At 33.9% G+C, this 3,015-nt stretch carries 1 protein-coding gene; it reads left to right on the top strand.

Translation table 11 applies throughout. The features are described from left to right. The first annotated feature begins 48 nt into the window (after nucleotides 1–48). Complete coding sequence (ileS, locus tag ACR0QS_RS12400) at nucleotides 49–2,814, top strand: isoleucine--tRNA ligase (RefSeq protein ID WP_432633764.1); 2,766 nt, start codon at nucleotides 49–51, stop codon at nucleotides 2,812–2,814. Nucleotides 2,815–3,015 lie beyond the last annotated feature (201 nt).

The following is a 3,015-nucleotide window of genomic DNA, read 5'->3' as shown; positions in this document are numbered from 1 at the left end:
ATAGTATAGTTTATCGTTAAAATTAAAATTATTAAACGGAGCGAAAAAATGGATTATAGTTCCACAATAAATTTACCAAAAACCGATTTTCCAATGAAAGCGGGTTTGAAAGAAAAAGAACCAAAAATAATAAAAAAATGGGAAGAAGAAAAAATTTATCAAAAATTAAGAGAATTAAGAAAGGAAGCTCCTAAATGTATTTTGCATGACGGTCCGCCTTACGCTAACGGCGATATTCATATAGGAACGGCTTTAAATAAAATAATTAAAGATATTATTATAAGATATAAATCGGCAAGAGGTTTTGACTCTCCTTATGTTCCTGGATGGGATTGTCATGGAATGCCGATAGAATTAAAAGTGCAGGAAAGTTTGGGAGATAAATATAAAGAAACTTCCAAATTTATAATGCGAAAAAAATGCAGAGCCTACGCTCAAAAATATATCGATATTCAAAGAAAACAATTTAAAAGACTCGGAGTAATGGGAGATTGGGAAAATCCTTATCTTACCATGTCGCCCGAATACGAATCGGAAATAGTATCGGTATTTTCGCAGCTTGTGGAGAGAGGATATATATTTAAAGGCTTGAGAACTATTCATTGGTGTATTCATTGCGAAACGGCTTTGGCGGCGGCGGAAATAGAATACGATGAAAATCATGTATCGAACAGCATTTATGTCAGGTTTCCCGTTTTAAATAAAATAAACGATAAACTTAACGGCAATGTCGATGTTATGATATGGACTACGACTCCTTGGACTTTGCCGTCAAATATGGCTTGCGCTTTCAATAAAAGTTTAGAATATGCGGCGGTTAAAATAGACGACAGATACGCGATAATGACGACGAGTTTAATCGAAACGGTTTTATCAAAAAATAATTTAAGTTTGGAAGGACGCGAGATAATTCCAATATCTTTGGACGATATAGAAAAACTGGAAATAGAACATCCGTTTATAAATGGAAAAAAATCAGCGGTAGTATTTGCAGATTATGTCGAAGCCACAGCTGGAACGGGAATTGTCCACACGGCGCCGGGACATGGTTTGGAAGACTATCAAACGGGCTTAAATTATAATTTGGAAATTTACTCTCCTGTAGACAGAGAAGGAAGATACACGAGCGATTTTAAAGAAATGGAAGGCGTTAGAGTAACGGATGCTAATCCTAAAATAATAGAAATCTTAAAAAATAACGGAAGACTATTTTATAAAGAAGATGTAAGCCATAGTTATCCAATTTGCTGGCGATGTAAAAATCCTTTGATATTCAGAGCGACAGACCAGTGGTTTATGAATATGAAGCATGATAATATTGACGAGCGAACTGTTAAATCGCTTGAAAATATAAAATGGTATCCAGTTTGGGGACATGATAGAATGAAAAAAATGCTTGATAATCGTCCCGATTGGTGTTTGTCTCGTCAGCGTTCATGGGGAGTTCCGATTCCAGCTTTCTATTGTAAAAAATGCGGAAAAACTTTATTAACGGCAGAGTCGACAAAACATTTTGCAGAAATTGTAAAAACTAAAGGAATGGATGTATGGTTTGAATTAGAACCAAAAGATTTGCTTCCATCTGGAACTAAATGCGAATGCGGATGCGATGAATTTGGAAAAGAAGAAGATATACTCGATGTTTGGTTCGATTCTGGAGTTTCTTCTTTCGCTTCTCAAAAAACTAATAAAGATTTGGAAGGAAATTTTCCAGTTGAAATATATTTGGAAGGAGGCGACCAGTATAGAGGATGGTTTCAAGCGGCAATCTGGCCCTCAATGGCTATAAGAGGAATTCCTCCATATAAAGAATTGATAACGCATGGATGGACATTGGACGAAAACGGAAAAGCGATGCATAAAAGCGCTGGAAATGTAGTTTCTCCTTTGGATGTAATCGACAAATACGGAGCGGATATATTGCGACTTTGGTGCATAAGCGAAGATTTTACGCATAACGCGAGAGTTGGCGATAATATGATGAAAGCGATAGCCGACAATTATAGAAAAATAAGAAACACTTTCAGATATTTGCTCGGCAATTTATATGATTTCGATTTTGAAAAAGATAAAGTTGTAGTAGAAAAACTTTTGCCCGTTGACAGATACGCTTTATCTCGTTTATATAGTTTTCTTAAATCGGCGGAAAAATCCTGCGACAATTATGAGTTTCATGTATTTTATCAAAAACTTATAAATTACTGCGTAGTCGAACTTTCCGCGACTTATTTGGATATAATAAAAGACAGATTATACTGCGATAAAAAAGATTCTTTAGCCCGAAGAAGCGCTCAAACGGTTTTGACGGAAATTTTGGATGTTTTGGTTAGAGTAATCGCTCCTTTCTTACCTTTCACTATGGACGAAATTTGGGGACATTATAAAAAATCCTCTTCGGTTCATTTGGAATTATGGACTAAAGTAAAAGAAGAATATATTGATTTGGGACTTGAAAAAGAATGGGAAACTATTCTTAAAGTGAGAGACGATGTTTTATTGTCGCTTGAAAGAGCGAGAGACAATAATACAATCGGCAAATCTTTAGAGGCTTATGTCAATATATCTCCGAAAGATTCTGCGGTTAAAGATTTATTAATAAAATACAATAAATACTTAAACGAAATATTTATCGTAAGCAAAGTGACAGTCGAAGATAAAAAAGACGATTCTTTTATAGAAGGAAATATTTCATTTGTAAAAACGAGCAAAGCGGAACATGAAAAATGCGTTCGCTGCTGGGGACATTATGAATCAGTCGGAACGAACGAAGAACATAAAGAATTGTGTAGCAGATGCATTGAAGCGATAAAATAAGTTTTAGATAAATATTTAAAAATAATCATAATAACCGCTTTCATTCTAGCGGTATAATAATTTAAAATTTATTATTTTCAAAATTTTAATCGTTGACAAAAAAATAAATATTTGTTAAAATAGTCCGATAATGAACTAACCGAATACGGATTAATATTTGATTTTTAATTTAAAACTTTTAATTGAAAATTTTTGAATATT

Origin of the sequence: Brachyspira sp., assembly GCF_050873525.1 — a bacterium.
GTDB lineage: Bacteria > Spirochaetota > Brachyspiria > Brachyspirales > Brachyspiraceae > Brachyspira.
Note: the sequence above shows the minus strand (reverse complement) of the source record. Positions and strands in the feature narration are given on the sequence as shown.